Origin of the sequence: Burkholderia sp. Bp9004 (assembly GCF_003858025.1) — a bacterium.
GTDB classification, from domain to species: domain Bacteria; phylum Pseudomonadota; class Gammaproteobacteria; order Burkholderiales; family Burkholderiaceae; genus Burkholderia; species Burkholderia diffusa.
In genome coordinates this window covers 86426-112531 of sequence record NZ_QTQD01000002.1, presented here as the reverse complement: position 1 = coordinate 112531, position 26106 = coordinate 86426, and the positions used below count along the sequence as shown (strand labels likewise).

Below are 26106 nucleotides of genomic sequence, written 5' to 3'. Positions count from 1 at the left end.
GTCCCCGCGCGGGCCGCGCGAGGCGTCGCCGATCATAAAACTCAAGAGTGGTATCTATGTCTTTCGAATCTCTCGGCCTGGCCGAACCGCTCGTCAGGGCAGTCAACGAGCTCGGCTACACGTCGCCGACTCCCATCCAGCAGCAGGCGATCCCGGCCGTCCTCGGCGGCGGCGACCTGCTCGCCGGCGCACAGACCGGCACAGGCAAGACCGCCGGTTTCACGCTGCCGATCCTGCAGCGCCTGCACACCTTCTACGCCGAGCATCGCGGCGCGAAGCGCGCGGTGCGTGCGCTGATCCTCACGCCGACGCGCGAACTCGCCGCCCAGGTCGAGGAAAGCGTGCGCGCGTACAGCAAGTACCTGAAGCTGCGCTCGACCGTGATGTTCGGCGGCGTCAGCATCAATCCTCAGATCGATGCGCTCAAGCGCGGCGTCGACATCGTCGTCGCGACGCCGGGCCGTCTGCTCGACCACATGCAGCAGAAGACGATCGACCTGTCGGATCTCGACATCCTCGTGCTCGACGAAGCCGACCGGATGCTCGACATGGGCTTCATCCACGACATCAAGCGCGTGCTCGCGAAGCTGCCGCCGCAACGCCAGAACCTGCTGTTCTCGGCCACCTTCTCCGACGAGATCAAGTCGCTCGCCGACAGCCTGCTCGATTCGCCGGCACTGATCGAGGTCGCGCGCCGCAATACCACCGCCGAAAGCATCGCGCAGAAGATCCACCCGGTCGACCGCGATCGCAAGCGCGAGTTGCTCACGCACCTGATCCGCGAACACAACTGGTTCCAGGTGCTCGTGTTTACGCGCACCAAGCATGGTGCGAACCGGCTCGCGGAACAGCTGACGAAGGACGGCATCAGCGCGATGGCGATCCACGGCAACAAGAGCCAGTCGGCCCGCACGCGCGCGCTTGCGGAATTCAAGAACAGCACGCTGCAGGTGCTGGTCGCGACCGACATCGCCGCACGCGGGATCGACATCGACCAGCTGCCGCACGTCGTCAACTTCGACCTGCCGAACGTGCCGGAAGATTACGTGCACCGGATCGGCCGCACGGGCCGCGCGGGCGCGACGGGCGAAGCCGTGTCGCTCGTATGCGTCGACGAGAAGCAGCTGCTGCGCGACATCGAGCGGCTGATCAAGCGCGAGATTCCGCAGGAGGTGATCGCGGGCTTCGAACCCGATCCGAACGTGAAGCCGGAGCCGATCCAGCAACGCCGCGGACAGCAGCAGCCGCGCGGCGGTGGTGGTGGTGGCGGCAATCGCCAGCCGCGTGCAGGCGGCTCCGGCCAGCCGGCCGCGAAGCGCGAAGGCAATGCGCAGCCGAAGGCCGCGAAGGCGGCCAAGCCGCGCACGGCCGGCGGCGCGAGCGGCAACGCCGGCGCCGGCGGTCGCCCGTCAGGCGGCAACGGCGCGCGTCCGGCGACCGGCAATGCCGCGCACGCGAACCGCAACCGTTCGTCGCGCAGCGGCCAGCGCGGTCACTGAAGCCGCGCGGCCGCGCGCCGCAGGTGCTCGACCTGGCGCTGCCAGCGCGCGAGCACCTCGGCGCGCGCCTCCCCTTCCAGCGCGAACGTGATACCCGTCGCGAGACGCGCATAGCCGACCCGCTGCGCATCGCCATGCGCGATCGTCGCGGCGAACCCGGCCAGTCCGCCGAAGTCTCCTTCGAGCGGCTCGATGCTCAGTTGTGCCTGAAAGAATGCGCCGTCCGCGACGAGCGTCAACGCGGCCGCGCGCCGTTGCGCCAGCGCGCGCGCCGCGCGCGATTGCGGCCATAGCGCAAGCAGCAGCGTGCGCGCGTCGCGTGCATGAATCTCGCCGACGCTGAGCAGCGTCGTGCGCAACTGGCCATCGTCGGTCGCGACGATCAGCGATGCGGCGAAGTCGGCATGGCGTTCGAGCGCGGTGCCGTCGAACAGCGCAACGACGGCCGGCGGCCACGCGTCGAACGTCCATTGTTCGAGCGCGTGGCGATGGGTATCGGTCATGATGGCGGCCCCGGTGAGAAGCAGACGATGATGCCGAAGCATACGCGCGCCGCCGGACCGCGCGGTGACACTCAGCGCATGAACACGTGCCGCGTGATCTTCGTCAGCGGATAGTGGACACTCGGCTGGATCTTCGCGGGCAGGTCGAGCGGCTTGAGCAGCATCTTCACGCACATGTCGGCCGACAGGTTGCGACGCACGAGCGAGCTGATGCGCGCAGCGCGCTCGCGGTTGTATTGATTGTCGCCGACACGATCCGGGTAGCGGATCGCGAATACGTGGCGCAGCGCGATCTCGGAATCCTCGTTCTTGATTTCCATCACACGGCGCATCAGCGCGCCGAGCACCGCGAGCCGGCCGTTGCCTTCGAGCTTGTTGTACTTCTTGAAGAACTTGAAGAAGTGCTTGTAGTGACGCACTTCGTCCGTGCGGATGTTGTCGGTGATTTCCTTCAGCACCGGCTCGTCCGAGCATTCGTTGATCGCGCGATAGAGCGTGGCCGTGCCCGTCTCGACCACGCAGCGCGCGACCATCTCGAGCGCACGGGTCTTCTCGAACGCGTCAACCGAGCAGGTCTTCGAATACTCGGCGAAGAAATTCGCGAAAGCGGTATCCCAGTCGAACTCGGGCCACACGTGCGCGATGTACGCCTTCAGCGCGCGCCCGTGCTGCAGTTCCTCGTGCTCCCACGCATTGTTGAGCCACGCGGACACTTCCGGATCGTCGTTGAAGAACTCGCTCAGGTTGCTCGTGTAGAGATCCGAGCCGCTTTCGATGAACGACGACGCGCACAGCAACAGCAGCAGATCCTCATTCGCGGCGGCGCGCTGACGATCGATCCGGTTCAGGTCGATGTCCTCGATACGCCACGGCATGACATGCGTCGTTTCAGTAGGCATGGTGGTGCGCTCCCAGTCGTCGCGCGGCCGGCCGGCCCCGATCTTCGGCACAGGCCCGGCGCGCCCGCAGGCGACGTTTTGCTTGCATTTTTAGTGAGTTGGTCCGGCCGAACCATTCTGGCATCTTAGCCGGACTTTTATGTTCGTGCTTCAAAGCACTGACCATAGCCGACGGGCGCAGTTCCACCGCGCATGCTGCGGTTCGTTAGATGAGTTGTTCGAACCGGGTGCGCGCGTTCGATGAGATGCGCTGCGTCAAGCAAAACGGGCGGCCATCCGGCCGCCCGTCGAGCGCAAGACCGGAAGCGTTCCGTCAGAAACCGGCCGCGAGACCGTCGCGGCGGCTGTCGCTCGCGGCCACGTAGCCGCGCTCGGGATCGTCGCGATCGAGCCGCCACACGAACTGCCCCGAGCCGAAATCCATGTAAGGATCGTCGATCGACTTGATTGTATGACCGCGCGCGGCGAGCGCATCGACCGTCTCGCGATTCATCGTCGACTCGACGTCGAGCGTGAAGTCGCGATTGACCTTCCAGCGCGGCGCGTCGCAGGCGGCCTGCGGCTGCTGCCCGTAGCCCAACATCCGCACGACGGTCTGCAGGTGGCCCTGCGGCTGCATGTCGCCGCCCATTACGCCGAAACTCATCGCCGCCTCGGTGCGGCCATCGACTTCCTCGGTGACGAACGCCGGGATGATCGTATGAAACGGCCGCTTGCCGCCCGCGACCACGTTCGGCGACGCCGGGTCCATCGAGAAGCCGTGCCCGCGGTTCTGCAACGCAATGCCGGTACCCGGCACGACGAGCCCCGAACCGAAACCCATGTAGTTCGACTGAATGAAGCTCACCATCATCCCGCGCTCGTCCGCCGCCGACAGATAGATCGTGCCGCCCGAATGCGGCCGGCCGGCAGCGAAGTGCGTCGCGCGCGCGCGATCGATCAGCTTCGCGCGTTCCGCGAGATACGCGTCGTCGAGCATCTGCGCGGGCGTCACGTCCATCGCGCGCGGATCGGCGACGTAGCGATAGACGTCCGCGAACGCGAGCTTCATCGCCTCGATCTGCAGGTGCTGCGAGTCGGCCGAATCGACCGGCCATTCGGCCACGCCCGCATGTTCGGCGATCCCGAGCGCGATCAGCGCCGCGATGCCCTGCCCGTTCGGCGGAATCTCGTGAATCGTGTGGCGGCCGAAGCGCTTGCCGATCGGCTCGACCCATTCCGGCCGGTACGCACGCAGGTCGGCTTCGGTCAGCGCGCCGCCGCCTTCGCGCGCGAATGCCGCGATCTGCCCGGCGAGCGCGCCCTCGTAGAACGCGCGCGGACCGTCCTTCGCGAGGGTGCGCAGCGTCCGCGCGTGGCCCGGCAGGCACATGCGCTCGCCGACGAGCGGCGCGCGCCCGCGCGGCATGAAGGTATCGGCGAAGCCCGGCAGCGCCTGCAGCTCGGGCACCGCGGCCGCCCACTTGTGCGCGACGATCGGCGACACCGAGTAGCCGCGCTCGGCGATCTCGATCGCCGGCTCGAGCAGGTCCGCGAACGGCAGCGAACCGAACTTCGCGTGCAGCGCTTCCCAGCCCGCGATCACGCCCGGCACCGTGACGGTGTCCCAGCCGCGCGTCGGCTTGTTCGCGATGCCGCGTGCGTCCTCGCCGTGGCGCTGGCGGAAGTATTCGGGGTTCCACGCGGCCGGCGCGACGCCCGATGCATTCAACCCCGACAGCCGCTCGCCGTCCCACACGAGCGCGAACGCATCGCCTCCGAGCCCGCACGACACGGGCTCGACCACCGTGATCGCGGCCGCCGCGGCCAGCGCCGCATCCACGGCATTGCCGCCCTTCCACAGCATCCGCAGACCGGCCTGCGCCGCGAGCGGGTGCGACGTCGACACGACGTTGCGCGCGAACACCGGAATGCGGGTCGTCGGATACGGGTTGTGCCAGTTGAAGCCAGTCATCGGTTGCACCTCGTCGAAAGCTGAATGAACGCGCCGGACGCACGACCGGTGCGCGCGGACAGTCCGCCATTGCAGCGCGATCCGCGCGATCGCACAAATTCATTTGTCACATGAATACATGTGCTTTACGCATGAATTCCGCACAGTGATATGCCGGAAGCCGGTCGAACGCGCTTCCCGCCCTTACAATACCCGCTCCGCCTCACGATGACCGCCGAGCCATGACCCGAGATCCCCGCCTCACCCTCAACGCGCGCCAGCAGGAACTGCTCGAATGGGTGCAGCGTGACGGCTTCGTGACCGTCGACGATCTCGCCGCGCACTTCGCGGTCACGCCGCAGACGATCCGCCGCGACGTGAACTGGCTCGCCGACCTGAACCTGCTGCGCCGCTACCACGGCGGCGCGAGCCTGCCGACCAGCTCGGAGAACGTGTCGTACACCGCGCGCCAGCGGATGTTCCACGACGAGAAGCGGCGCATCGCGGCGCTCGCCGCGTCGCACATACCCGACCAGGCATCGCTGTTCATCAACCTCGGCACCACCACCGAGGAAGTTGCGCGCGCGCTGAACCGCCACCATGGGCTGCACGTGATCACGAACAACCTGAACGTTGCGTCGATGATGAGCGGCTACCCCGACTGCGAGGTGCTGATCACGGGCGGCATCGTGCGGCCGTGGGACAAGGGGATCGTCGGCGAACTCGCGATCGACTTCATCCGCCAGTTCAAGGTCGACTACGCGATCATCGGCACGTCGGCGATCGAGGCCGACGGCACGCTGCGCGACTTCGACACCCGCGAGGTGCGCGTGGCCGAGGCGATCATGCAGCATGCGCGCACGGTCTACCTCGTGGCCGACCATTCGAAGGTCGGCCGCCCCGCGCTGGTGCGCCAGGGCCATCTGAGCCAGGTGCACGCGCTCTTCACCGACAAGCCGCTACCCCCCGAGATGGCCGATACGGTGGCGGCCGCCGGCACCCAGGTGTACGTCGCGGAATGACCGCGCCGATGCTGCACCGCACCCGAAACTTCAAGTGAAATCAAGAAGTTGGCGTCGCAAGCAAACCGCTTGCGCGCGGCCCGGCTGTCAAAGGGAAAATTAACGGGGCACGATTTGTCGTTGCCCGCGCGCTCGACTAGACTCCAGTTCCCCGGCCCGTTCGACCGTTCCGCCTGTGCCAAGGCGCGGACGAATGGCATGGCCGGCGAATACAGCTTTCCCCCCAAGCCATATCCCGATGGGTATCGCGCGTCGGCTTTTACGCCGGCCGCGCGGGCTGACTGGTCGCCATGGAGAGAACGATGCTGAGTCCGCATGAATTCGCCACGCTATTGCTTGTGAAAGACGCCCCCGATCAAACCAACATGGATCGGGACGAGATCGACGCACTGCTCGAACAGCAGCTCGTTCGCCTGGAAGCACTCGGATCGGGGCGCAAATACTGCGTGACCGAAACCGGCGACGCCGCGCTGCGATCCATCAAATACCGATATTCGTAAAACCACACCGTTCCTGACCTGACCGCGCGGCCCGGATTCCGGGCCGCGCGGCCGTTCCCGCACCCGCCGCCAGCCCGCCGCGGCCTGCTTCAGCCGCCGCGCAACGTCGGATCGACCGCCGCCCGCCAGCTGATGGCCTGCGCACGCGCGCCGTTGAAATACGCAATCCAGCCGGCACGCGCCGCCGCATCAGGCGCCGCATAGTACGTCGAAAGTTCGTTTACGAACGCACAATAGTTCGCTTCGGTCAGCCCACGATACCGTTTCGCCACATACGCGTCGTACAGCGTCGCGTAGACCGGCTGCGCGTCCGCGCCCCAGTCGCGCGCCGTGCCGCCGCACGACGTCTGCAGGTCGACGAACGACGGCGTGCGCCAGTTGCCGACGAGCGGCGGCATGCCGGCACTGCACCCCGCCAGAAGGACGGCGCACACGCCGGCCCACATCCCAATACGCATGATTCACCTCGTGAAACGGTCGATTCCGCCAGTATCGTCCGGGATCGTGTCGCGCGCTACTGGCCCCGCTTTTTCGAACTTTACTTTTTCGATTTCGTTCGTTAAATTTCGAATTCGAACATTTCTTGTTCGCCCATTTCCCTCAGACGATAAGGACAGCAGGTGACCCAACCGAATCGCTACGATCTGCTCGTCGTCGGCGGCGGCATCAACGGCGCTGGCATCGCGCGCGATGCGGCCGGCCGCGGCCTGTCGGTCATGCTCTGCGAGCAGGACGATCTCGCGTCGCACACGTCGTCGTCCAGCACGAAGCTGATTCACGGCGGCCTGCGCTACCTCGAATACAACGAGTTCGGGCTCGTGCGCAAGGCGCTGCAGGAGCGCGAGACGCTGCTGCGCGCGGCGCCGCACATCATGTGGCCGCTGCGCTTCGTGATGCCGCACATGCCGAACCTGCGTCCGGCCTGGCTGATCCGCATCGGCCTGTTCCTTTACGATCACCTCGCGAAACGCGAACTGCTGCCCGGCTCGCGCGGCATCGACATGCGCCGCCATGCGGCCGGCGCACCGCTGATCGACTCGATCAAGCGCGGCTTCGTCTATTCGGACGGCTGGGTCGACGACGCGCGCCTCGTCGTGCTGAACGCGATGGATGCGAAGGAGCGCGGCGCCGAGATCCTGACGCGCACGAAGCTGGTGTCCGCCGAACGCCGCGGCGACGAATGGGAAGCGCGGCTGCAGCACGCCGACGGGTCGATCCGCGTCGTGCATGCGCGCGCGATCGCGAACGCGGCCGGCCCGTGGGTCGGCGAAGTGCTGCACGGCGCGCTCGGCCGCGGCGCGCAGCACAGCGTGCGGCTCGTGAAGGGCAGCCACATCATCACGCGCCGCCTGTTCGATCACGACCACGCGTACATCTTCCAGAACCCGGACAAGCGAATCATCTTCGCGATTCCGTACGAACACGATTTCACGCTGATCGGCACGACCGACGTCGAATACACGAACGATCCCGCGAAGGTCGCGATCGATCGCGACGAGACGCAGTACCTGTGCGACTCGATCAACCGCTACTTCAAGCGCAAGATCTCGCCGGCCGACGTGCACTGGACCTACTCGGGCGTGCGTCCGCTGCTGGAAGACGAGAACGCCGCGAACGCATCGGCCGTCACGCGCGACTACCGCCTCGAGCTGGACGACGGCGCGGGCGCCCCGCTGCTGTCGGTGTTCGGCGGCAAGATCACGACGTTCCGCAAGCTCGCGGAAGAAGCCGGCGACATGCTGTGCCGCGCGCTCGGCCGCGACGCGAAGACCTGGACGGCCGGCGTCGCGCTGCCGGGCGGCGACATCGCCGATGCGAAGTTCGACGCGTTCGCCGCGCAGTTCGCGAAGCGCCATCCGTGGCTGCCCGCCGCACTCGCACGCCGCTACGCGCGCGCGTACGGCACGCGCGCGGAACGCGTGGTCGAGGGCGCGACGTCGCTCGCCGACCTCGGCGCCGAGATCGCGCCGGGCATCCACGATGCCGAACTGCGCTACCTGCGCGACGCCGAATGGGCGACCTGCGCGCAGGACGTGCTGTGGCGCCGCTCCAAGCTCGGCCTGCACGTCGCGCCGGGCACGCTCGACGCAGTGACGGCCGCGGTCGACGCGTGGTTCGCCGCCGTACATGCGCCGCACGCATGATTCGTTTGCAGTTGCATTTGCCTGACCGATGTTGATTCACCGACGCGCCGCGTAACATGCGGCGCGCATCACAACTACGCCAATCCACGGATGGAGATGAGAGACATGCAGGATCAGTACATCCTCGCGCTTGACCAGGGCACGACGAGCTCCCGCGCGATGCTGTTCGATCGCCAGGGCAACATCGTATCGATCGCCCAGAAGGAATTCGAACAGATCTACCCGCAACCCGGCTGGGTCGAGCACGACCCGCAGGAAATCTGGTCGACGCAAGCGGGCGTCGCCGCCGAAGCGGTCACGCGCACGGGCCTGAACGGCACGTCGATCGCCGCGATCGGGATCACCAACCAGCGCGAGACGACGATCGTCTGGGATCGCGAGACGGGCCAGCCCGTCTACAACGCGATCGTGTGGCAGGACCGCCGCACCGCCGACTTCTGCGATGCGCTGAAGAAGCAGGGCCTCGAAGCGAAGGTGCGCGCGAAGACCGGCCTGCCGATCGACTCGTACTTCTCCGCGACCAAGATCCGCTGGATCCTCGACAACGTGCCGGGTGCGCGCGACAAGGCGCGCCAGGGCAAGCTCGCGTTCGGCACCGTCGACAGCTGGCTCGTGTGGAACTTCACGAAGCACGAACTGCACGTGACCGACGTGACCAACGCATCGCGCACGATGCTGTTCAACATCCACACGCGCGAGTGGGACAGCGAGCTGCTGGAACTGCTCGACATCCCGCGCAGCATGCTGCCGGAAGTGAAGGCGTCGTCGGAAATCTACGGCCATACGAAAACCACGGTGTTCGCGTCGAAGATCCCGCTCGCGGGCATCGCCGGCGACCAGCACGCGGCGCTGTTCGGCCAGATGTGCACGACGTCGGGCATGGTGAAGAACACCTACGGCACCGGCTGCTTCCTGATGATGAACACCGGCGACAAGCCGATCGAGTCGAAGAACAACCTCGTCACGACGATCGCCTGGCAGATCGGCGACGACGTGCAGTACGCGCTCGAAGGCAGCATCTTCATCGCGGGCGCGGTCGTGCAGTGGCTGCGCGACGGTGTCGGCATCATCAAGTCGGCCGCCGAGATCGAAGCGCTCGCCGCGAGCGTGCCGCATACCGACGGCGTCTATCTCGTGCCGGCGTTCGCGGGCCTCGGCGCGCCGCACTGGAACGCACGGGCGCGCGGTTCGGTGTTCGGCGTCACGCGCGGCACGACGTCCGCGCACCTCGCGCGCGCGGCGCTCGACGCGATCGCTTACCAGTCGCTCGACGTGCTGGCCGCGATGGAAGCCGACTCCGGCATCAGCATCGGCGAGCTGCGCGTCGACGGCGGCGCGAGCGCGAACAATCTGCTGATGCAGTTCCAGGCCGACCTGCTCGGCGTCGACGCGGTGCGACCGCAGATCACCGAGACGACCGCGCTCGGCGCGGCCTACCTCGCGGGCCTCGCGATCGGCTACTGGAAGAACCTCGACGAAGTGCGCAGCCAGTGGCAGCTCGATCGCCGCTTCTCCCCGTCGATGCCGAAGGAGCAGGTCGAGCGCTGCATGGCCGGCTGGCAACGCGCGGTGCGCGCCGCCAAGGCGTGGGCCGACGACAAGCAGTAACCCGCGGCAACCAGAAGCAATCCGAACGAATTAAAACAACACCGGCGGACCGCGCGACGCGCGAGTCCGCCGCGACATACGAGAGACAAGCATGTCACCTTATATTGCAGAATTCATCGGCACGGCGATCCTCGTGCTGCTCGGCAACGGCGCGGTCGCCAACGTGCTGCTTGCCAAGACCAAGGGCAAGGGCGCGGACCTGATCGTGATCGTGTGGGGCTGGGCGATGGCCGTATTCGTCGCCGTCTACGTGACCGCGTCGTTCAGCGGCGCGCACCTGAACCCGATCGTGACGATCAGCCTCGCGCTCGCGGGCAAGTTCGCGTGGTCGAAAGTCGGCGGCTACATTCTCGCGCAGATGCTCGGCGGGATGGCGGGCGCACTGCTCGTGTGGCTCGCGTATCGCCAGCACTTCGCGAAGGAAGCCGATGCGGACCTGAAGCTCGCGGTGTTCTGCACGGCGCCCGCGATTCGCAGCGTCCGGCACAACGTGCTGACCGAGGCGATCTGCACGTTCGTGCTGATCCTCGGCGTGCTGTATCTCGCATCGCCGCAGGTCGGCCTCGGCGCACTCGACGCGCTGCCCGTCGGCCTGCTCGTGCTCGGCATCGGCATCTCCCTCGGCGGCCCGACCGGCTATGCGATGAGCCCCGCGCGCGACCTCGCGCCGCGCCTCATGCACGCGCTGCTGCCGATTCCCGGCAAGCGCGACAGCGACTGGCGCTATGCGTGGATCCCGGTGGTCGGCCCGCTGATCGGCGGCTCGCTCGCAGCCGTGCTCTATCTGCAACTGCACGTGCCGCACTGACGCGGCCCGTCCATCGACGAAGCAACACAGCCCGCGTGCCGGAAGGCCGCGTGCCGGAAGGCCGCGGGCTGTTTTTCATTGCACGTTCCGCCTACCCGCAGGCCGACGCCGGCAACAGCGATTTCAGCTTCAGGTTCGCGTCGGCGACCACCGCGGGCACCACCGCGGCGCCGCGTTCGACCAGCATCCTCGCCAGCTTCATCTCCTTGACGAATCCTGACGCGCGGCCGAAACCGCTCGCTGCGACGAGCCGTCCGCCCGCGTCGAAATGAAAGTGGATTTCCGCATCGTCGCCGAGCACGCGCGCAACCGACCGTTCACCGAGCGCCGGCTCCCCTGCCACCTGCAACTGCGCATCGTATTGATCCGACCAGAACCATGCCATCGCTCGATACGGTTCGTCGGCGCCGAGCATGTTGCGCGCGGCGGCGCGTGCCTGGGTCTCGGCGCCGTGCCATGTCTCCTGCCGGACCGATCGCCCCGACAACGCGCTCGGAAACACCGCGACGTCGCCGGCCGCATAGATGCCGGGCGCCGACGTCTCGAGCCGAGCGTTCACGACGATGCCGCGATCGACCGCGAGGCCCGCGTCGCGCGCCAGCTCGTCGGCCGCTTCGATGCCGATGCCCGCCACGACCGTATCGGCAATCAGCGTGTCGCCGTCGTCGAGCACGACGGCCAGCGCGCCGCCCGAGGTCCGCTCGATCGCAACGGGTTTCCGGTTCACGCGGATCGCCACGCCCTGCTCCTCGTGAAGCGCCTGCACGCGCGCGGCGATTGACTCCGGCACCGCGCGCCCGAGCAGGCGCGGCGCCGCGTCGAGCACGGTCACGCGGCAGCCGCGCAGCCGCGCCGACGCCGCGACTTCGAGACCGATGAAGCCGCCGCCGATCAGCACGATCCGTGCGTCGGGCACGAGACGCGTGCCGAGTGCCGCCGCGTCGTCGAGCGTACGCAATGCAAACACGCCGTCGAGCGCCGCGCCCGGAATCGCGAGGCGGCGCGCGCGAGCGCCGGTCGCGAGCAGCAGCGCGTCGTAGAAGAACACCCGGTCGCCGGATACGCGCACTTCGCGTGCGTGCGGATCGATGCGCTCGACCGTCGCGACGACCAGCTCGATGCCGTCGGCCGCCCATGCGTCCGGATCGCGCAACCGGCACTGCGCCGCGCTGCGCTCGCCCGTCAGCACGCCCTTCGACAACGGCGGCCGCTCGTACGGCAGGTGCGACTCCGCGCCGATCAGCACGATGCGCCCGTGCCAGCCGGACTCGCGCAGCACCTGCGCCGCGCGGCCGCCCGCATGGCCCGCACCGACGATCGCCATCACACGATGGTTCGTCATCGCATCACACCTCGATCAGGACGCGGCCGCCCTCGATCTTCGCACGGTACGTGCGCAGCTTCTCGCATGCGGGCGCGGACAGCGGCCGGCCGTCGCGCACATCGAAGCGGCCGTTGTGCTTCGGGCATTCGATCACGTGGTCGATCACAAGCCCGTCCGCGAGATGCACGTTCTCGTGCGTGCACAGGCCGTCGCTTGCATAAACCTGGCCGTCGATCCGGTAGATCGCGTATGTGTGGCCTGCGTGATCGAAGCGCGCGACGTCCTCGTCGTCGATGTCGTCGAGCGCGCCTGTGTCGATCCATTGCGTCATGATGCGTGTCTCCTTGATTGGGTTGTTCGATGTCGATCACGCGCGCGCCGCGTCCGGCACCGGCCGCACGACGTAATGGGACGGGTCGCGCGTCTGCCGGACCAGCGCCGGCACGATCTCAGCATACGCGGCGAGCGTGCTGCGGTACGGCGGCGGCATGTCGGCCTTCACGGCCTCGTGCAGCTTCGGCAGCGCGTGGAACGGCACCATCGGGAACATGTGGTGCTCGACGTGGTAGTTCATGTTCCAGTACAGGAAGCGGAACACCGGATTCATCATCACGGTGCGGCAATTGCGCCGGTGATCGAGCACGTTCTCGGGCATGCCTGCGTGCTGCGTGAGGCCGAAGTACAGGTACAGCCACGCGCCGTAGAGGCTCGGCAAGCCGATGTAGAGCAGCGGCAGGAGCGTGTGCCAGTACAGCGACGCACCGGCCACGAGCGCATAGACCGCCATATGGATGCGCGCCTCGCGCACGACCTTCGGCCATTCCGACTCGGGCACGTAGGTGCGCTCCTCGTCGTCAAGCCGGCCGGTGAACGCGGCCGCAATCATCTTGCGCAGTTCGCCGGCCACATGCTTCAGCGCGACGACGTTCAGCGCGAGCGCGAGCCAGTCGGTCGGCTTCGGCGCGGCGATTTCCGGATCGCGCCCGACGACCAGCGTGTCGGTGTGATGGCGCGCATGGCTCCAGCGCCACGCCGTCGCACGGCGGAACACCTGGAACGACGCGACCTGGTACAGCGCGTCGTTCATCCAGCGCGTGCGAAACGCAGTGCCGTGCCCGCATTCGTGCCAGCGCGAGTCGGCCGGGCTGCAGTAGAGCGTGCCGTATACGAAGAACGCGGGGATCGCCCACGCCGAATGCGCGCGCCAGGCCAGCCACGCGAGCACGCCGCTGGCCGCGATCGCCGCATACCAGATCAGCGTGTCGCGGATCGCACGCGCGTCGCTGCGCTGCATCAACTGCTTCATCAGCGGCCGCGGCATCGCGCACCGGTACCACTCGGCGTTGACGAGACCCGCCGCGTGCGCGCGCTCGCTGGCGCCGCCGATCATTCGGTATTCCTGACGGCGCGCCGCCGTGCGATCGCGCGCCTGGTCGTCGGTATGGGCCACTCGTGTCTCCTGGTTTGCCTGTGCGCGGGAAGCGCTGCAAGCGCGTCCCCCATGGAACCAAAATTAGGCGACCGGCCGCCCCCGCTCAATCGAAACGTTGACGAAATTTCGCCATCGTTTTAGCGTTCCTGGCAGCGCCACGCACCCGATGATGGCGACCACGACGTTGGAGACGACCATGGCAGGTGAATCCGGGCCGCGCTGGCGCAAGCGCACCGCGCGCTTCGACGAGATCGCGGCGCTCGCGGGCGTCAGCACGACCACCGTCGACCGCGTGCTGAACGAGCGCGGCAGCGTGTCGGCGCAGGCCCGCGAGCGCGTGGTCGCGGCGGCGCGGCAGCTCGGCGTGCCGCGGCAACTGCCCGACACGCGGCACGGGCTGATCCACGTCGACGTGCTGCTGCCGGACACCGACGCGCCGTTCTTCCGGCGGCTGCAGCAGGCGCTGCAGCGCTCGCTGCAGATGCTCGACCGGCGCGTGGTCGTGCACCGGACGATCCTGCCCGCCGCGGACGACGAACGCGCCGCCGCGCTGATCGAACGGCCCGCATACCGGCGCGCGGCGCTGATCGTCACGGCACGCGACACCGCCCGCGTGCGCGATGCACTGGCCGGCGCGATCGCGCGCGGCGAAACTGTCGTTACGATGGTCACCGACATCGGCGGCATCGATCGCGTGCACTACGCGGGCATCGACAACTACCGCGCCGGGCGCACGGCCGGCTACTACGTCGGCCGCCTGGCGGCACGCCCCGGCCGCGTGCTGCTGCTCGGCGGCCGCATGGGCTACCGCGCGCATGCCGACCGGATGGCCGGCTGCCGGGACCAGCTCGCCGACGCGTTCGCCACGCTGCGCTGCGACGGCGAGCCGGTCGAGACGCTCGACCAGGACGACCGCTGCTACCGCGCGGTGACGAAGGCACTGCAGGCACACGACGACGTGGTCGCGATCTACAACAGCGGCGCCGGCTCGGCCGGCATCGAAGCGGCGCTGCGCAAGGCCGGCGCGACCGGCCGCGTGGTCTGGATCGGGCACGAGATGCTCGACGAGCACCGCACCTTCATCGACGCCGGCGCGATGGATCTCGCGATCGACCAGGATCCGGACGGACAGGCGATTTCCGCGCTGCAGCACGTGTTACATGCATGCGGGATCGTCGAACAGCCGCCGCCGCGCGACCCGGTCGAATTCCGCGTGTTCTGTGCAGCGAACGTGAGGACGAGCGCCTACTTGCAGCCCTGAATGTCGCCGCGCATCGCGATGCATGCGCGTGGCGAAAAAAATCGACCGGCGCATTGGCGATTTTTCGTCAACGTTTGTCATGCAGCCCGCGCGGCGCATCCGTACATTGGACAGCCATCCCCAGCACAACAACGGACAGGAGACGATGGCTAAACCGATCCTCATCGGCGTGAACCTCGACGGCGTGCTCGAACACGACGGCCTGCCGCTGCCCGCGCCAGCCGAACGCTTCCGGATGGTCGCCGGCGCCGGCGTGTTCGACTACGTCGAAAAGAACCCGGCGCGCGGCGAAGATCTGTCGCCATATTTCGCGCTGGTCGAACGCCACGCGCTGCCGATTCGCGTGATCGGCGGCATCTGGTGCGCGGGCCGCGACGAAGCGCATGCCGCCGAAATCGTCGATGCCGGCGCGCGGTTCGGCAGCACGGTGCTCAACTGCCAGCTGTACGCGCATCACGCGGACGGCCATCCGCTGTCGGACCGCGAAGTCGCCGATTTTTACCTGCGTACGTACGAACACGGCGAGCCGGTCGGCTGCCTGCCGAGCCTCGAAGTACACGTCGACATGTGGAGCGAGGACTTCACGCGCGTCGCGCGGGTCGCGCAGCATGTCGAGCAGGCCGGTGCGCCGTTCCGGATCACGCTCGATCATTCGCACCTGCTGTTCAAGATCGGCAATCGCGCCGAACTCGACGCATCGGGCATTCGCGAACGGGTCGACAGCGGCAGCCTCGTGCTCGACCCTGCGTCGCCGGCCGCCATCTACGCCGACTGGATCGCGCGCGGCTGGGTTCGGCACGCGCATGCGCGCAGCGTGATTCCGAACAATCCCGAGAACCGCTGGATGCGCCGCGCGGACGGCCGGTCCGGCCGCGGCATCCAGTATCCGTTCGTCGCGCCGGCAACGGGCGCCTATCACGGCGAATGGCGCGCGGCACTGCTCGACACGTGGAAAACCGCACTGCGCCAGTTGCTGCAATCGCAGGCTCACGCTTGGCCGGCGCGGCTCGAGCAGATCAGTTGCGAGTTCATCCCGTTTCCCGACTACGGCGGCGGCGCACGCTATTCGATCTTCGACAACAACGTCGCGTGCGCGCACTGGCTGCGCGACACGTGGCACGCACTCGCCGCGCCGCCGGCAAACCCGCCGGCCGGCGGCACCGCTCGCACCGGCACCTGATCCGGCCCCCGCCCCCACTCGACACGCAAGGACAGAACGATGACACAAGCATTCCACTTTTCGCTGAACAGGATGAGCGCGCCGCGCCTGCCGCTCGACCGCTATGTCGCGCTGTGCCGGCGCCTCGGCATCGACACGATCGAGATCCGCAACGATCTCGACGGCGTCGAGATCGCCGACGGCACACCGGCCGCCGCCGTGCGCGCGACGGCCGAAGCCGGCGGCGCGACGATCCTGACGATCAACGCGCTGCAGCGCTTCGAGCAATGGACTGCCGAGCGCGCGGACGAAGCGACCGTGCTGGCCGACTACGCGGCGCGGTGCGGCGCGCGTGCGCTGGTGCTGTGCCCGACCAACAGCCGCGGCGACACGCGCGGCGCGGACGCGCGCCATGCGGATCTCGTGAAAGCACTGAAGGCGCTCAAGCCGATCCTCGAAGCGCGCGGCCTGCTCGGCTTCATCGAGCCGCTCGGCTTCGAGGAGTGCGCGCTGCGCCGCAAGTCCGACGCGGTGAAAGGCATTTACGACGCGGCCGGCGAACAGGTCTTCCGGCTCGTGCACGACACGTTCCATCATCATCTGTCGGGCGAGGACATCTTCTTCCCGAACCTGACGGGCCTCGTGCACATCTCGGGCGTCGACGAAGACGAAGACGACCTGCCGGTCGACCGGATGCGCGACGGCCATCGCGTGCTGGTCGGCGGCGCCGACCGGCTCGGCAACATCCGGCAGTTGCGCGAACTGCTCGCGCGCGGCTACCGCGGCGCGTTCTCGTTCGAGCCGTTCGCGAACGAAATCGCCGAAGCCGACGACATCGAAGACCGGCTGCGGGCAAGCATCGACTATGTGCGGCGCGAACTGGCGGATTGCTGAGCGTCGCCGCGGTGCGCGGCCGGCGTGACGACCCGTACACGCGACGACGCGTGCAGCCATGCACTCGATGTGCGCGCCAGGCGCGGGCCTGACAGGAAGAAGACAACGAACTCAAGGGAAGAGGAGAACAGAATGATCGAATTCGCTTTGTTCGGCGCGGGAAGAATCGGCAAGATCCATGCGGCGAATCTGGCGCGCCATCGGGGCGCGAAGCTGAAGTATGTGGTCGACCGGCATGCGCCGTCGGCCGAAGCGCTGGCGCATGCGCACGGCGCGCAGGTCGCCGATATCGAGCGAGCGCTCGGCGACTCGGCCGTGCAGGCGGTCGTGATCGCGTCGAGCACCGACACGCATGCGGACCTGATCGTCGCGACGGCGAACGCGGGCAAGGCCGTGTTCTGCGAGAAGCCGGTCGATCTGACCGTCGAGCGCTCGCGCGCATGCGCGGACGTCGTGCGGCGCACCGGCGTGACCTGCATGATCGGCTTCCAGCGCCGTTTCGACCCGACCTTCGCGGCGCTGAAGGCGCGTGTCGAACGCGGCGAGATCGGCGCACCGGAGATGCTGATCGTCACGAGCCGCGACCCGGGCGCACCGCCCGTCGACTACATCCGCAGCTCGGGCGGCATCTTCAAGGACATGCTGATCCACGATTTCGACGTGTTCCGCTGGATTCTCGGCGACGAAGCGCAGACGCTGCACGCGACGGGCAGTTGCCTGACCGACCCTGCCGTGCTCGATGCCGGCGACATCGATTCGACCGCCGTGACGATCCGCACGCGGCGCGGGCTGCTGTGCCAGATCAACACGTCGCGGCGCGCGGCCTACGGCTACGACCAGCGCTTCGAGCTGCTCGGCAGCAACGGGATGCTGCAGGCCGGCAACGTGCGGCCGACCGAGGTGGGCGCATGGCTGGCCGGCGGCATCGCGTCGGACGTGCCGGAGCCGTTCTTCCTCGAGCGCTACCGGCATGCGTATGCGGCCGAGATCGCGCACTTCGTCGACGCGCTGCGCGACTGCACGCCGGTCAGGACGACGATCGACGACGGGCTCGCCGCGCTCGAGCTCGCCGAGGCCGCGATGACGTCGTGGAAAACGGGGCGCGTGATCGAGATGTGACGCAAGCGATAGCGGCCCGTGCAAGCGGGCCGCCATCGTCGCATGATCGGCAGCACACCTGTACGAAATACTGCGACGGCACGGCCGCATCGGGCAGATTTGCCGAAACGTCGCGCGGCATGCGCGTGAAAGCACGTATCATGGCGAATCGATCGGCGTCGCCGATATCCCGCTTTTTCACCATCATGCTCGATCACCTCATCTGCGACTGCGACGGCGTGCTCGTCGACAGCGAAGTCATCGCCGACCGCGTGCTGCTCGACACGCTCACCGCCACCTTTCCGCACATCGATTTCGAAGCCGCCGCGAAGTCGGCGTTCGGCCAGCAGACGTCGCGTTTCCTCACGGGGCTCGAATCCCGCTTCGGGGTCGAGATGCCCGACGACTTCATCGAGACCATCGAGCGCAACATCGAGATCGCGCTGGCGCAATCGCTCGCGCCGATCACCGGCGTGCGCGACGCGCTGCTGAAGGTCAGCCTGCCGGCCGCCGTCGTGTCGAACAGCCGGCTCGTGCGTGTGCGCAACTCGCTAAAGCGCGCGTCGCTCACCGAAATCTTCGGCGATCGCGTGTTCAGCTCCGAGCAGGTCGCACGGCCGAAACCCTACCCCGACGTCTACCTGCATGCGGCGCAGACGCTCGGTGTGGCGCCGGCGCGCTGCGTCGTCGTCGAGGACAGCGTATCGGGGTTGAATGCCGCGCGTGCGGCGGGGATGAAGACGATCGCGTTCGTCGGCGCGAGCCACATCCCCGACAACTACGCGGATGCGCTGCGCGCGATGGGCATCACGCGGATCATGCGCAGGATGAATGAACTGCCGGCGCTCGTCGAAGCCGGCCTGCGCGGCGAATTCGGCGACGTGCAGTCCTGACTTTCATACAGGCCGGATCAGCCCGGCCCGGCGTGCGCCGGTTCACGCACGCCGTATCGGAGAGGAGCGCGCGAACGCGCCCGCTCCCTCCTCGCTCAGGCCGGCTCGCAGCAGCGCTCGCGCGCGGCCGCCAGCGCCTCGCGGAATTCGACGAGTTCCGCGATCGTCAACATCGGCAACCCATGCTGCTGCGCGAAACGCTCGACATCCTCGCCGCGCGTCATCGTGCCGTCCGGATTCATCAGCTCGCACAGCACGCCCGCCGGCTTCAGGCCAGCGAGGATCGACAGGTCGACGGTCCCTTCGGTGTGACCGCGGCGCGCCAGAACGCCGCCCGGTTGCGCACGCAGCGGAAACACGTGGCCGGGGCGCACGATGTCGTACGGCTTCGCATCGTCGGCGATCGCCGCGCGGATCGTCGTCACGCGATCGGCCGCGGACACGCCGGTATGCACGCCTTCGCGCGCCTCGATCGACACGGTGAACGCGGTGCCGTTGCGGCTCTCGTTGGTCTGCACCATCGGCGGCAGCTCGAGCGCGCGGACCTTGTCGTCGGTCAGGCACAGGCACACGATGCCGCTGCACTCGCGGATCAGGAGCGCCATCGTCTCGGGCGTGATGCGCTCGGCGGCGACGATCAGGTCGGCCTCGTTTTCACGGTCGTGATCGTCCTGCAACACGACCGCGCGGCCCGCGCGCAACGCGTCGAGCGCGGCGGCGATGCGCGGCGGCACCGGTTCGGAATCGAGCAACGGGAGATCGGCAAAGGCGTCGGCGGGTGCCGACGAAACGGACATGAAGGACATGTGAAACGCTCCTCGCAATTACGATTTGGGCGAAAAACGTTTCAGGGCATTGCAAACAGACAGAACGACAACCCGCTTCGCACGCATGGCAAAGCGGCCCTGACGGACATGACTATCTGCACATCTTCTCTCATCCGGACTGTGACCGTCGGCTCTGGCATTCGACCAGATCTGCTGACCCCGCGCGGATGCGCGAGCGCTCGCGGGCTCGCCGGCTAACGCCAGCCTACCGCCGGTGGGGAATTTCGCCCCGCCCTGAAGACGCACTGATTACCGGCCGGGGTCTACCCCGAAACCGGCGGGCCAAGCATACATCAGCTGCGCACGCGGCGCAGCGAACCACACTTAAAACCTTACTGACGACTCCGTCTAACGGCATCGTCCGAACGGCCGACACCGGGCCTGCACGCCGTCCTGAACGGAACCGGCGCCGGCCCTGCGAGCCGCGCGTTCAGCCGGCCGCGTGCGCGGCGTCGGGCACGAGCCAGCGCGGCGGCACCTCGGGGCTCACCGTCACGCGGAACGCGCGCGCCTCGCTGTCGCCCGGATTGCGCAGGCTGTACGGCTGGTCGGCGTCGAACACGATCGCGTCGCCGGTCGCGAGCAGCTGGCGCCGATCGTGCACGCCGACTTCGAGCGTGCCTTCGCTGACGACCAGGTTGACCGTCGTGCCGGGCGCGCGGCGCGTGCCGGGTTCCGTGTGCAGCGGCGCGATCCGCAGCTCGTGGAATTCGGCCGCGGCAGGCTCGCCTTCCGGATACAGCGCGCGCGCCGAGAAGCGGCCGTTCGAGCTGACGACGCGCGCCGCGCGCTCGGCCGCCAGATGCTCGAAGCCGTTCACCGCATGACGGCGCAGGAACGCGGCGACCGATACCTTCAGCGCCGCGGCGATCTTGCAGAGCACCTTGATCGACGGCACGCTGCGCGCGGATTCGATCTGCGCGAGCATCGCGCGCGACACGCCGGACAGCCGCGCGAGCGCATCGAGCGACAGCTGCCGCTCGGCGCGCAAGCGCGCGAGATTCACGCCGACGACCTGCTCGAGGACGTCGAGCGACGCGGACGTCCGCGCGTCGGCGGCATTGCCGGACTCGAAGGAAGACACGCCGCGCACCAGCGCCAGGGGTGAAGACATAACATGGCCTCCGGGCCGCCGCGCGGCCCTGCGAATGGGGTTAGCCGGAATCGGGTTGCGCCACGAACGGCGCGTATCGAGACGCTATCACCCGGCCCCGACCCGGCAAACGAAGTTATCTTCACACCGTTATCAGCATCGCGGAGGAAAGCGTTTCTCGCGAACCTTTTCGTGTCGCCATAGCGCCGGCACGCCGCCGCCCGGTGCACCGCTCAATGCGCGGCCGGTGCCGCGCAGCGCGCCGGTGCGCGGGCATCGAGCCGCATCGCGAGCCACGTGACGACGAGCGCCGCGAACGTCACCGCGACAGCGACCCACGGCAACGCATCGAGCGCGAAGCCGTGCCCCAGCGCGAGACCGCCGAGCCACGCGCCGCCCGCGTTGCCGACGTTGAACGCGCCGATGTTCAGCGTCGACGCGAGATGCGGCGCGCTCGCGGCCTTTTCGACTACGCGGGCCTGCAGCGGCGGCACCGTCGCGAACGCGGCGATCCCCCAGACGAATACGGTCACCGCGGCCGCGACCGGCAGGTGGCTCGTCTTCGCGAATACGGCCATCACGGCCATCAGCGCTACCAGGATCGCGATCAGCGACGGCATCAGCGCGCGGTCGGCGAGCCTGCCGCCGAGCATGTTGCCGACCGTCAGCCCCGCGCCGAACAGCACGAGGATCAACGCGACCGCACGCGGCGAATAACCGGTGACGGTTTCGAGGATCGGCGCGATGTACGTGAACACGACGAACACGCCGCCGAAGCCGAGCACGGTCATCAGGAGCGCGAGCCACACCTGCGGCTCCTTCAGCACCCGCACTTCGTGGCCGAGGCCGACGGGCCCGCTGTCGTGGCGGTTCGGCACCAGCAGGGCGACGCCGCCGAGCGACAGCACACCGAGCGCGGCGACGATCCAGAACGACGCGCGCCAGCCGAGCAGCTGGCCGACGAACGTGCCGAACGGCACGCCGAGCACGTTCGACAGCGTGAGGCCCGTGAACATCAGCGCGATCGCGCTCGCGCGCTTGTCGGCCGGCACGAGCGACGCGGCCACCACCGCGCCGATCCCGAAGAACGAGCCGTGCGCGAACGACGTGACGACGCGCGCGACCATCAGCATCGCGTAGCCGGACGCGGTCGCGCACAACACGTTGCCGACGATGAAGATCGCCATCAGCAGCTGCAGCGCGGCCTTGCGCGGCATGCGGCTCGTCAGCACCGCGAGCAGCGGCGCGCCGACCGCGACGCCGAGCGCGTAGCCCGTGACCAGCAGGCCGGCCGACGGCAGCGACACGGCGAGGTCGTGCGCGACTTCGGGCAGGAGTCCCATGATGATGAATTCGGTGGTGCCGATGGCGAAGGCGCTGATCGCGAGCGCCAGTAACGGTATGGGCATGACGTTCTCCGAAAAGGCGGCGGACGCGGCATCCGGTCGGTACCGCACCGCACAAAAAGCGGGATGTGCGCGCATTGTCCCGAATACGCCTATCTTTGATAATTGGCGCGGCATTTGAACCATTTTCAAAAGATTGTGGAAAATCCAATGGATCGACTGGGCGACATCCGGCTGTTTGTCGAGGCGGCGGAACTGGGCAGCCTGTCCGCGGCAGGGCGCAAGCTGAACCTCACGCCGGCCGCCGCGAGCGCGCGCCTCGCGAAGCTCGAGGCGAAGGTCGCGACGCGGCTGTTCGAGCGCTCGACGCGGCAGCTGCGCCTCACCGACGAAGGCCGGCTCTACCTGAACTGCTGCCGGCAGGCGCTGCAGGCGCTCGACGACGCGCACGCGCTACTGCAGGAAGGCCGCAACGTGGTGGCCGGCAAGGTGCGGCTGTCGTCGACGTCCGATTTCGGCCGCAATCAGCTGCTCGACTGGCTCGACGAATTCACCACGCTGCATCCGGGCGTCACGTTCTCGCTGACGGCGTCCGATTCGTCGTCGAACCTGTGGCAGGACGAAATCGACCTCGCGATCCGCTTCGCCGCCCCGCCCGACGGCGCGCTGATCGCACGCCGGCTCGCCGCGAACCGGCGCGTGCTGTGCGCGGCGCCGTCGTTCGTCGAGCGCCACGGCGTGCCGGCCGATCCGCACGATCTGGCCCGCTTTCCTTGCAACGTGATCACGATCGCGTCGGGCCCGATGAACACGTGGCGCTTCACGCGCGGCGACGAGGTACAGACCCACACGGTGCCGGTGTCGACGGCTTTCGAGACCAACGACGGCGGCCTCACCCGCGAATGGACGCTGCGCGGCCACGGCATCGCGCTGAAGTCGCTCTGGGACATCGCCGACGACGTGCGCGCCGGCCGGCTGCGCGTGCTACTGCCCGACTGGCGACACCAGGACGCGCCGCTGCACGCGCTCTATCACGGCAAGCGCTACATGGCGCCGCGCGTGCGCGTGCTGCTCGACTTCCTCGCCGAACGCTTCGCGCGCGAGGAAGCGGCGCTCGACGACCTGCTGAACGCGTGCCGCTGAAGGTTGCCGCGCCGCCATATCGGGGTCGGAGTTCAATGAAAGGCGTCGCGCGGCAGCAACCTGCCGCCCGCCCGGAGCAGCGCGTAAAGCTATAATGGAAAGCTTTCCCGACGGCTCTTCATGCATGCGCGAGTATTCGCGACATGCTCGCTCGACGCGCACCGCGCGCCCCGGTCCGCCACGCTGCACCGGCAGCAGCCGTCCCGATTCACCCTTGACGACGCCCCCAGGTCAACCACTGCGAACGGCGAATCCCCATGACCAAGAAAGTTTACGTAAAGACCTTCGGCTGCCAGATGAACGAGTACGACTCGGACAAGATGGTGGACGTGCTCAATGCGGCCGAAGGCCTCGAAAAGACCGATACCCCGGAAGACGCGGACATCATCCTGTTCAACACGTGCTCGGTGCGTGAGAAGGCGCAGGAAAAGGTGTTCTCCGACCTCGGCCGCGTGCGCGAGCTGAAGGAAGCGAAGCCGGGCCTGCTGATCGGCGTCGGCGGCTGCGTCGCCAGCCAGGAAGGCGCGTCGATCGTGTCGCGCGCGCCGTACGTCGACCTCGTGTTCGGCCCGCAGACGTTGCACCGCCTGCCGCAGATGATCGACGCGCGCCGCCAAAGCGGCCGCGCGCAGGTCGACATCACGTTCCCCGAGATCGAGAAGTTCGACCACCTGCCGCCCGCGCGCGTCGAGGGGCCGAGCGCGTTCGTGTCGATCATGGAAGGCTGCTCGAAGTACTGCAGCTACTGCGTCGTGCCGTACACGCGCGGCGACGAAGTGTCGCGTCCGCTCGACGACGTGCTGACCGAAGTGGCCGGCCTCGCCGACCAGGGCGTGCGCGAAGTCACGCTGCTCGGCCAGAACGTGAACGCGTATCGCGGCGCGCTGACGGCCGGTTCGACCGAGATCGCCGATTTCGCGACGCTGATCGAATACGTCGCCGACATCCCCGGCATCGAGCGAATCCGCTACACGACGTCGCATCCGAAGGAATTCACGCAGCGCCTGATCGACACCTATGCGAAGGTGCCGAAGCTCGTGAGCCACCTGCACCTGCCGGTCCAGCACGGCTCCGACCGCATCCTGATGGCGATGAAGCGCGGCTACACCGTGCTCGAATACAAGTCGGTGATCCGCAAGCTGCGCGCGATCCGCCCGGACCTGTCGCTGTCGACCGACATGATCGTCGGCTTCCCCGGCGAGACCGAGGAAGATTTCGACAAGATGATGGCGCTCGTGCACGAGATGAGCTACGACACCAGCTTCTCGTTCATCTACAGCCCGCGCCCCGGCACGCCGGCCGCGAACCTGCACGACGACACGCCGCGCGAGGTCAAGCTCAAACGCCTGCAACATCTGCAGGCGACCATCGAGGAAAACGTCGCGCGCATCAGCCAGTCGATGGTCGGGAAGGTCGAGCGGATCCTCGTCGAGGGCCCGTCGCGCAAGGACCCGAACGAACTGTCGGGCCGCACCGAGAACAACCGGGTCGTGAACTTCCCGGCGCCGCTCGCGTCGCACCCGCGCCTGATCGGCCAGATGATCGACGTGAAGATCAACCATGCGTACCCGCACTCGCTGCGCGGCGAGCTCCTGCTCGTGAGCGACGACGCGAGCGCGGCCACCCACTGACCTGACCGACTGACGTTCAACAGGAGCCCGACGCTACTTTGAAGACCGTCCAAGCACTGGAATTCACCGCGCCGCGCGACGACAACGCGCGCCTCGCCAACCTCTGCGGCCCGCTCGACGAGAACCTGCGGCAGATCGAACAGGCGCTCGACGTCACGCTCGCGCGGCGCGGCCACCGGATCACGATCCGCGGGCGCGGCGCGAAGCTCGCGCTCGCGGCGCTCGAGAACTTCTACAACCGCGCGCGCGATCCGCTGTCGGTCGACGATATCCAGCTCGCGCTGGTCGAAGTGCGCCACACGTCCGGCAACGGCCGCCAGGACACGATCGACGTGCGCTTTCGCGGCGACCCCGACCATCCGTTCGACGAGCCCGTCGTGCAGCTCGACGCGGACACGCCGGACGAAGAGCCCGCGCCGAAGCTCTATACGCGGCGCGCCGACCTGCGCGGTCGCACGCCCGCGCAGCGCGAATACCTGAAGCAGATCCTGTCGCACGACGTGACGTTCGGCATCGGGCCGGCCGGCACCGGCAAGACCTACCTCGCGGTCGCATGCGCGGTCGACGCACTGGAGCGCGACCAGGTCAAGCGGATCGTGCTGACGCGCCCGGCCGTCGAGGCCGGCGAGCGGCTTGGCTTCCTGCCGGGCGATCTCGCGCAGAAGGTCGACCCGTACCTGCGGCCGTTGTACGACGCGCTGTACGACCTGCTCGGCTTCGACAAGACCGCGAAGATGTTCGAGCGCCAGATGATCGAGATCGCGCCGCTCGCCTATATGCGCGGCCGCACGCTGAACCACGCGTTCATCATCCTCGACGAGGCGCAGAACACGACGCCCGAGCAGATGAAGATGTTCCTCACGCGGATCGGCTTCGGCTCGAAGGCCGTCGTCACCGGCGACACGAGCCAGGTCGACCTGCCGCGCGGGCACAAGAGCGGCCTCGTCGAGGCGCAGCAGGTGCTCGGCGGCGTGCGCGGCATCGCGCTCACGCGCTTCACGAGCGCGGACGTCGTGCGCCATCCGCTCGTCGCGCGCATCGTCGAGGCGTACGACGAGTTCCACGCGCAGCATCAGGACGGCTGACCGG

At 67.9% G+C, this 26106-nt stretch carries 25 protein-coding genes and 1 riboswitch; of the genes, 15 read left to right on the top strand and 10 right to left on the bottom strand.

Annotated elements, in window-relative coordinates; translation table 11 throughout:
* Positions 1-56 precede the first annotated feature (56 nt).
* Positions 57-1499 carry a DEAD/DEAH box helicase gene (locus DIE08_RS02710; protein WP_124900947.1) on the top strand — a complete coding sequence of 481 codons (1443 nt, stop codon included), beginning with the start codon at positions 57-59 and terminating at the stop codon, positions 1497-1499.
* Here the strand turns inward: DIE08_RS02710 and DIE08_RS02705 are convergent.
* The 3 genes from DIE08_RS02705 to DIE08_RS02695 form a co-directional block, all read right to left on the bottom strand.
* Positions 1493-2002, bottom strand: coding sequence for a hypothetical protein (locus tag DIE08_RS02705; RefSeq protein WP_124900946.1), 510 nt, complete (start codon positions 2000-2002; stop codon positions 1493-1495). The two genes, DIE08_RS02710 and DIE08_RS02705, sit on opposite strands and share 7 nt — an antisense overlap.
* Before the next feature lie 71 nt (positions 2003-2073).
* Positions 2074-2901 (bottom strand): ferritin-like domain-containing protein, encoded by an 828-nt coding sequence (locus tag DIE08_RS02700; protein ID WP_059684382.1) that lies wholly within the window; start codon positions 2899-2901, stop codon positions 2074-2076.
* Positions 2902-3214: 313 nt separating this feature from the next.
* Positions 3215-4855 carry a gamma-glutamyltransferase family protein gene (locus DIE08_RS02695; RefSeq protein WP_124621359.1) on the bottom strand — a complete coding sequence of 547 codons (1641 nt, stop codon included), beginning with the start codon at positions 4853-4855 and terminating at the stop codon, positions 3215-3217.
* 221 nt (positions 4856-5076) lie between these two features.
* On the opposite strand from DIE08_RS02695, the gene DIE08_RS02690 reads away from it, so the two are divergent.
* Together DIE08_RS02690 and DIE08_RS02680 are read left to right on the top strand one after the other, a co-directional pair.
* Positions 5077-5856, top strand: coding sequence for a DeoR/GlpR family DNA-binding transcription regulator (locus tag DIE08_RS02690; protein ID WP_040141834.1), 780 nt, complete (start codon positions 5077-5079; stop codon positions 5854-5856).
* 302 nt (positions 5857-6158) lie between these two features.
* Positions 6159-6356, top strand: coding sequence for a hypothetical protein (locus DIE08_RS02680; protein ID WP_059607743.1), 198 nt, complete (start codon positions 6159-6161; stop codon positions 6354-6356).
* Positions 6357-6445: 89 nt separating this feature from the next.
* On the opposite strand, the gene DIE08_RS02675 is transcribed toward DIE08_RS02680, so the two are convergent.
* Positions 6446-6814 carry a hypothetical protein gene (locus tag DIE08_RS02675; protein WP_124900945.1) on the bottom strand — a complete coding sequence of 123 codons (369 nt, stop codon included), beginning with the start codon at positions 6812-6814 and terminating at the stop codon, positions 6446-6448.
* A 162-nt stretch (positions 6815-6976) separates the two neighbouring features.
* Between DIE08_RS02675 and glpD the strand changes: the two genes are divergently transcribed.
* From glpD to DIE08_RS02660, 3 genes are all read left to right on the top strand, one after another.
* A complete protein-coding gene (gene glpD, locus DIE08_RS02670) occupies positions 6977-8500 on the top strand; it encodes a glycerol-3-phosphate dehydrogenase (protein ID WP_124900944.1) in 1524 nt (507 codons plus the stop codon).
* A gap of 105 nt (positions 8501-8605) precedes the next feature.
* Positions 8606-10108 carry a glycerol kinase GlpK gene (gene glpK, locus DIE08_RS02665; RefSeq protein WP_124900943.1) on the top strand — a complete coding sequence of 501 codons (1503 nt, stop codon included), beginning with the start codon at positions 8606-8608 and terminating at the stop codon, positions 10106-10108.
* 91 nt (positions 10109-10199) lie between these two features.
* A complete protein-coding gene (locus DIE08_RS02660) occupies positions 10200-10916 on the top strand; it encodes an MIP/aquaporin family protein (RefSeq protein ID WP_034178959.1) in 717 nt (238 codons plus the stop codon).
* 91 nt (positions 10917-11007) lie between these two features.
* On the opposite strand, the gene DIE08_RS02655 is transcribed toward DIE08_RS02660, so the two are convergent.
* Genes DIE08_RS02655 through DIE08_RS02645 form a run of 3 tightly spaced genes read right to left on the bottom strand, consistent with a single transcriptional unit; the run spans position 11008 to position 13690 of the window.
* Entirely contained in the window at positions 11008-12258 is a 1251-nt protein-coding gene (locus DIE08_RS02655; RefSeq protein WP_124900942.1) for an NAD(P)/FAD-dependent oxidoreductase, read from the bottom strand.
* A 4-nt stretch (positions 12259-12262) separates the two neighbouring features.
* Positions 12263-12571 (bottom strand): non-heme iron oxygenase ferredoxin subunit, encoded by a 309-nt coding sequence (locus tag DIE08_RS02650; RefSeq protein WP_124621349.1) that lies wholly within the window; start codon positions 12569-12571, stop codon positions 12263-12265.
* A 36-nt stretch (positions 12572-12607) separates the two neighbouring features.
* A complete protein-coding gene (locus tag DIE08_RS02645; protein ID WP_124900941.1) occupies positions 12608-13690 on the bottom strand; it encodes a fatty acid desaturase family protein in 1083 nt (360 codons plus the stop codon).
* Between the two features lie 178 nt (positions 13691-13868).
* On the opposite strand from DIE08_RS02645, the gene DIE08_RS02640 reads away from it, so the two are divergent.
* The 5 genes from DIE08_RS02640 to DIE08_RS02620 all read left to right on the top strand — a co-directional run bounded on the left by DIE08_RS02640 (position 13869) and on the right by DIE08_RS02620 (position 18977).
* Positions 13869-14933, top strand: coding sequence for a LacI family DNA-binding transcriptional regulator (locus DIE08_RS02640; RefSeq protein WP_124900940.1), 1065 nt, complete (start codon positions 13869-13871; stop codon positions 14931-14933).
* A gap of 145 nt (positions 14934-15078) precedes the next feature.
* The gene (locus DIE08_RS02635; protein WP_124900939.1) at positions 15079-16113 is read left to right on the top strand and encodes a xylose isomerase; all 1035 of its coding nucleotides are present in this window, start codon (positions 15079-15081) and stop codon (positions 16111-16113) included.
* A gap of 39 nt (positions 16114-16152) precedes the next feature.
* Positions 16153-16986, top strand: coding sequence for a TIM barrel protein (locus DIE08_RS02630; protein ID WP_124900938.1), 834 nt, complete (start codon positions 16153-16155; stop codon positions 16984-16986).
* 132 nt (positions 16987-17118) lie between these two features.
* Positions 17119-18105 carry an inositol 2-dehydrogenase gene (gene iolG, locus DIE08_RS02625; RefSeq protein ID WP_124900937.1) on the top strand — a complete coding sequence of 329 codons (987 nt, stop codon included), beginning with the start codon at positions 17119-17121 and terminating at the stop codon, positions 18103-18105.
* Positions 18106-18290: 185 nt separating this feature from the next.
* Positions 18291-18977: an HAD family phosphatase gene (locus DIE08_RS02620; protein ID WP_124900936.1), complete on the top strand. Its 687-nt coding sequence runs from the start codon at positions 18291-18293 to the stop codon at positions 18975-18977.
* 95 nt (positions 18978-19072) lie between these two features.
* Here DIE08_RS02620 and ribB read toward each other — a convergent pair whose 3' ends face one another.
* The 3 genes from ribB to DIE08_RS02605 all read right to left on the bottom strand — a co-directional run bounded on the left by ribB (position 19073) and on the right by DIE08_RS02605 (position 22306).
* Positions 19073-19783: a 3,4-dihydroxy-2-butanone-4-phosphate synthase gene (gene ribB / locus DIE08_RS02615; protein ID WP_124900935.1), complete on the bottom strand. Its 711-nt coding sequence runs from the start codon at positions 19781-19783 to the stop codon at positions 19073-19075.
* Positions 19784-19901: 118 nt separating this feature from the next.
* Positions 19902-20050, bottom strand: a riboswitch (FMN riboswitch).
* Positions 20051-20234: 184 nt separating this feature from the next.
* A complete protein-coding gene (locus DIE08_RS02610; RefSeq protein ID WP_124621333.1) occupies positions 20235-20918 on the bottom strand; it encodes a helix-turn-helix domain-containing protein in 684 nt (227 codons plus the stop codon).
* 212 nt (positions 20919-21130) lie between these two features.
* Positions 21131-22306 carry an MFS transporter gene (locus DIE08_RS02605; RefSeq protein WP_124621331.1) on the bottom strand — a complete coding sequence of 392 codons (1176 nt, stop codon included), beginning with the start codon at positions 22304-22306 and terminating at the stop codon, positions 21131-21133.
* Here DIE08_RS02605 and DIE08_RS35465 point away from each other — a divergent pair.
* From DIE08_RS35465 to DIE08_RS02590, 4 genes are all read left to right on the top strand, one after another.
* On the top strand, positions 22239-22424 hold the full coding sequence (locus tag DIE08_RS35465; RefSeq protein WP_185715828.1) for a hypothetical protein: 186 nt from the start codon (positions 22239-22241) through the stop codon (positions 22422-22424). The two genes, DIE08_RS02605 and DIE08_RS35465, sit on opposite strands and share 68 nt — an antisense overlap.
* A gap of 29 nt (positions 22425-22453) precedes the next feature.
* Positions 22454-23386, top strand: a complete 933-nt coding sequence (locus tag DIE08_RS02600; protein ID WP_059607610.1) for a LysR family transcriptional regulator — start codon at positions 22454-22456, stop codon at positions 23384-23386.
* Between the two features lie 257 nt (positions 23387-23643).
* Positions 23644-25017, top strand: coding sequence for a tRNA (N6-isopentenyl adenosine(37)-C2)-methylthiotransferase MiaB (miaB, locus tag DIE08_RS02595; RefSeq protein ID WP_124900934.1), 1374 nt, complete (start codon positions 23644-23646; stop codon positions 25015-25017).
* A 38-nt stretch (positions 25018-25055) separates the two neighbouring features.
* Positions 25056-26102, top strand: a complete 1047-nt coding sequence (locus DIE08_RS02590; protein ID WP_059607614.1) for a PhoH family protein — start codon at positions 25056-25058, stop codon at positions 26100-26102.
* Positions 26103-26106 lie beyond the last annotated feature (4 nt).

Excerpts from the sequence above, each read along its gene's own strand:
- DIE08_RS02710 (WP_124900947.1), top strand. The coding sequence starts at position 57 with ATGTCTTTCGAATCTCTCGGCCTGGCCGAACCGCTCGTCAGGGCAGTC.
- DIE08_RS02705 (WP_124900946.1), bottom strand. The coding sequence starts at position 2,002 with ATGACCGATACCCATCGCCACGCGCTCGAACAATGGACGTTCGACGCG.
- DIE08_RS02700 (WP_059684382.1), bottom strand. The coding sequence starts at position 2,901 with ATGCCTACTGAAACGACGCATGTCATGCCGTGGCGTATCGAGGACATC.
- DIE08_RS02695 (WP_124621359.1), bottom strand. The coding sequence starts at position 4,855 with ATGACTGGCTTCAACTGGCACAACCCGTATCCGACGACCCGCATTCCG.
- DIE08_RS02690 (WP_040141834.1), top strand. The coding sequence starts at position 5,077 with ATGACCCGAGATCCCCGCCTCACCCTCAACGCGCGCCAGCAGGAACTG.
- DIE08_RS02680 (WP_059607743.1), top strand. The coding sequence starts at position 6,159 with ATGCTGAGTCCGCATGAATTCGCCACGCTATTGCTTGTGAAAGACGCC.
- DIE08_RS02675 (WP_124900945.1), bottom strand. The coding sequence starts at position 6,814 with ATGCGTATTGGGATGTGGGCCGGCGTGTGCGCCGTCCTTCTGGCGGGG.
- glpK (WP_124900943.1), top strand. The coding sequence starts at position 8,606 with ATGCAGGATCAGTACATCCTCGCGCTTGACCAGGGCACGACGAGCTCC.
- DIE08_RS02660 (WP_034178959.1), top strand. The coding sequence starts at position 10,200 with ATGTCACCTTATATTGCAGAATTCATCGGCACGGCGATCCTCGTGCTG.
- DIE08_RS02655 (WP_124900942.1), bottom strand. The coding sequence starts at position 12,258 with ATGACGAACCATCGTGTGATGGCGATCGTCGGTGCGGGCCATGCGGGC.
- DIE08_RS02650 (WP_124621349.1), bottom strand. The coding sequence starts at position 12,571 with ATGACGCAATGGATCGACACAGGCGCGCTCGACGACATCGACGACGAG.
- DIE08_RS02640 (WP_124900940.1), top strand. The coding sequence starts at position 13,869 with ATGGCAGGTGAATCCGGGCCGCGCTGGCGCAAGCGCACCGCGCGCTTC.
- DIE08_RS02635 (WP_124900939.1), top strand. The coding sequence starts at position 15,079 with ATGGCTAAACCGATCCTCATCGGCGTGAACCTCGACGGCGTGCTCGAA.
- DIE08_RS02630 (WP_124900938.1), top strand. The coding sequence starts at position 16,153 with ATGACACAAGCATTCCACTTTTCGCTGAACAGGATGAGCGCGCCGCGC.
- iolG (WP_124900937.1), top strand. The coding sequence starts at position 17,119 with ATGATCGAATTCGCTTTGTTCGGCGCGGGAAGAATCGGCAAGATCCAT.
- DIE08_RS02620 (WP_124900936.1), top strand. The coding sequence starts at position 18,291 with ATGCTCGATCACCTCATCTGCGACTGCGACGGCGTGCTCGTCGACAGC.
- ribB (WP_124900935.1), bottom strand. The coding sequence starts at position 19,783 with ATGTCCTTCATGTCCGTTTCGTCGGCACCCGCCGACGCCTTTGCCGAT.
- DIE08_RS02610 (WP_124621333.1), bottom strand. The coding sequence starts at position 20,918 with ATGTCTTCACCCCTGGCGCTGGTGCGCGGCGTGTCTTCCTTCGAGTCC.
- DIE08_RS35465 (WP_185715828.1), top strand. The coding sequence starts at position 22,239 with ATGATGATGAATTCGGTGGTGCCGATGGCGAAGGCGCTGATCGCGAGC.
- DIE08_RS02605 (WP_124621331.1), bottom strand. The coding sequence starts at position 22,306 with ATGCCCATACCGTTACTGGCGCTCGCGATCAGCGCCTTCGCCATCGGC.
- DIE08_RS02600 (WP_059607610.1), top strand. The coding sequence starts at position 22,454 with ATGGATCGACTGGGCGACATCCGGCTGTTTGTCGAGGCGGCGGAACTG.
- miaB (WP_124900934.1), top strand. The coding sequence starts at position 23,644 with ATGACCAAGAAAGTTTACGTAAAGACCTTCGGCTGCCAGATGAACGAG.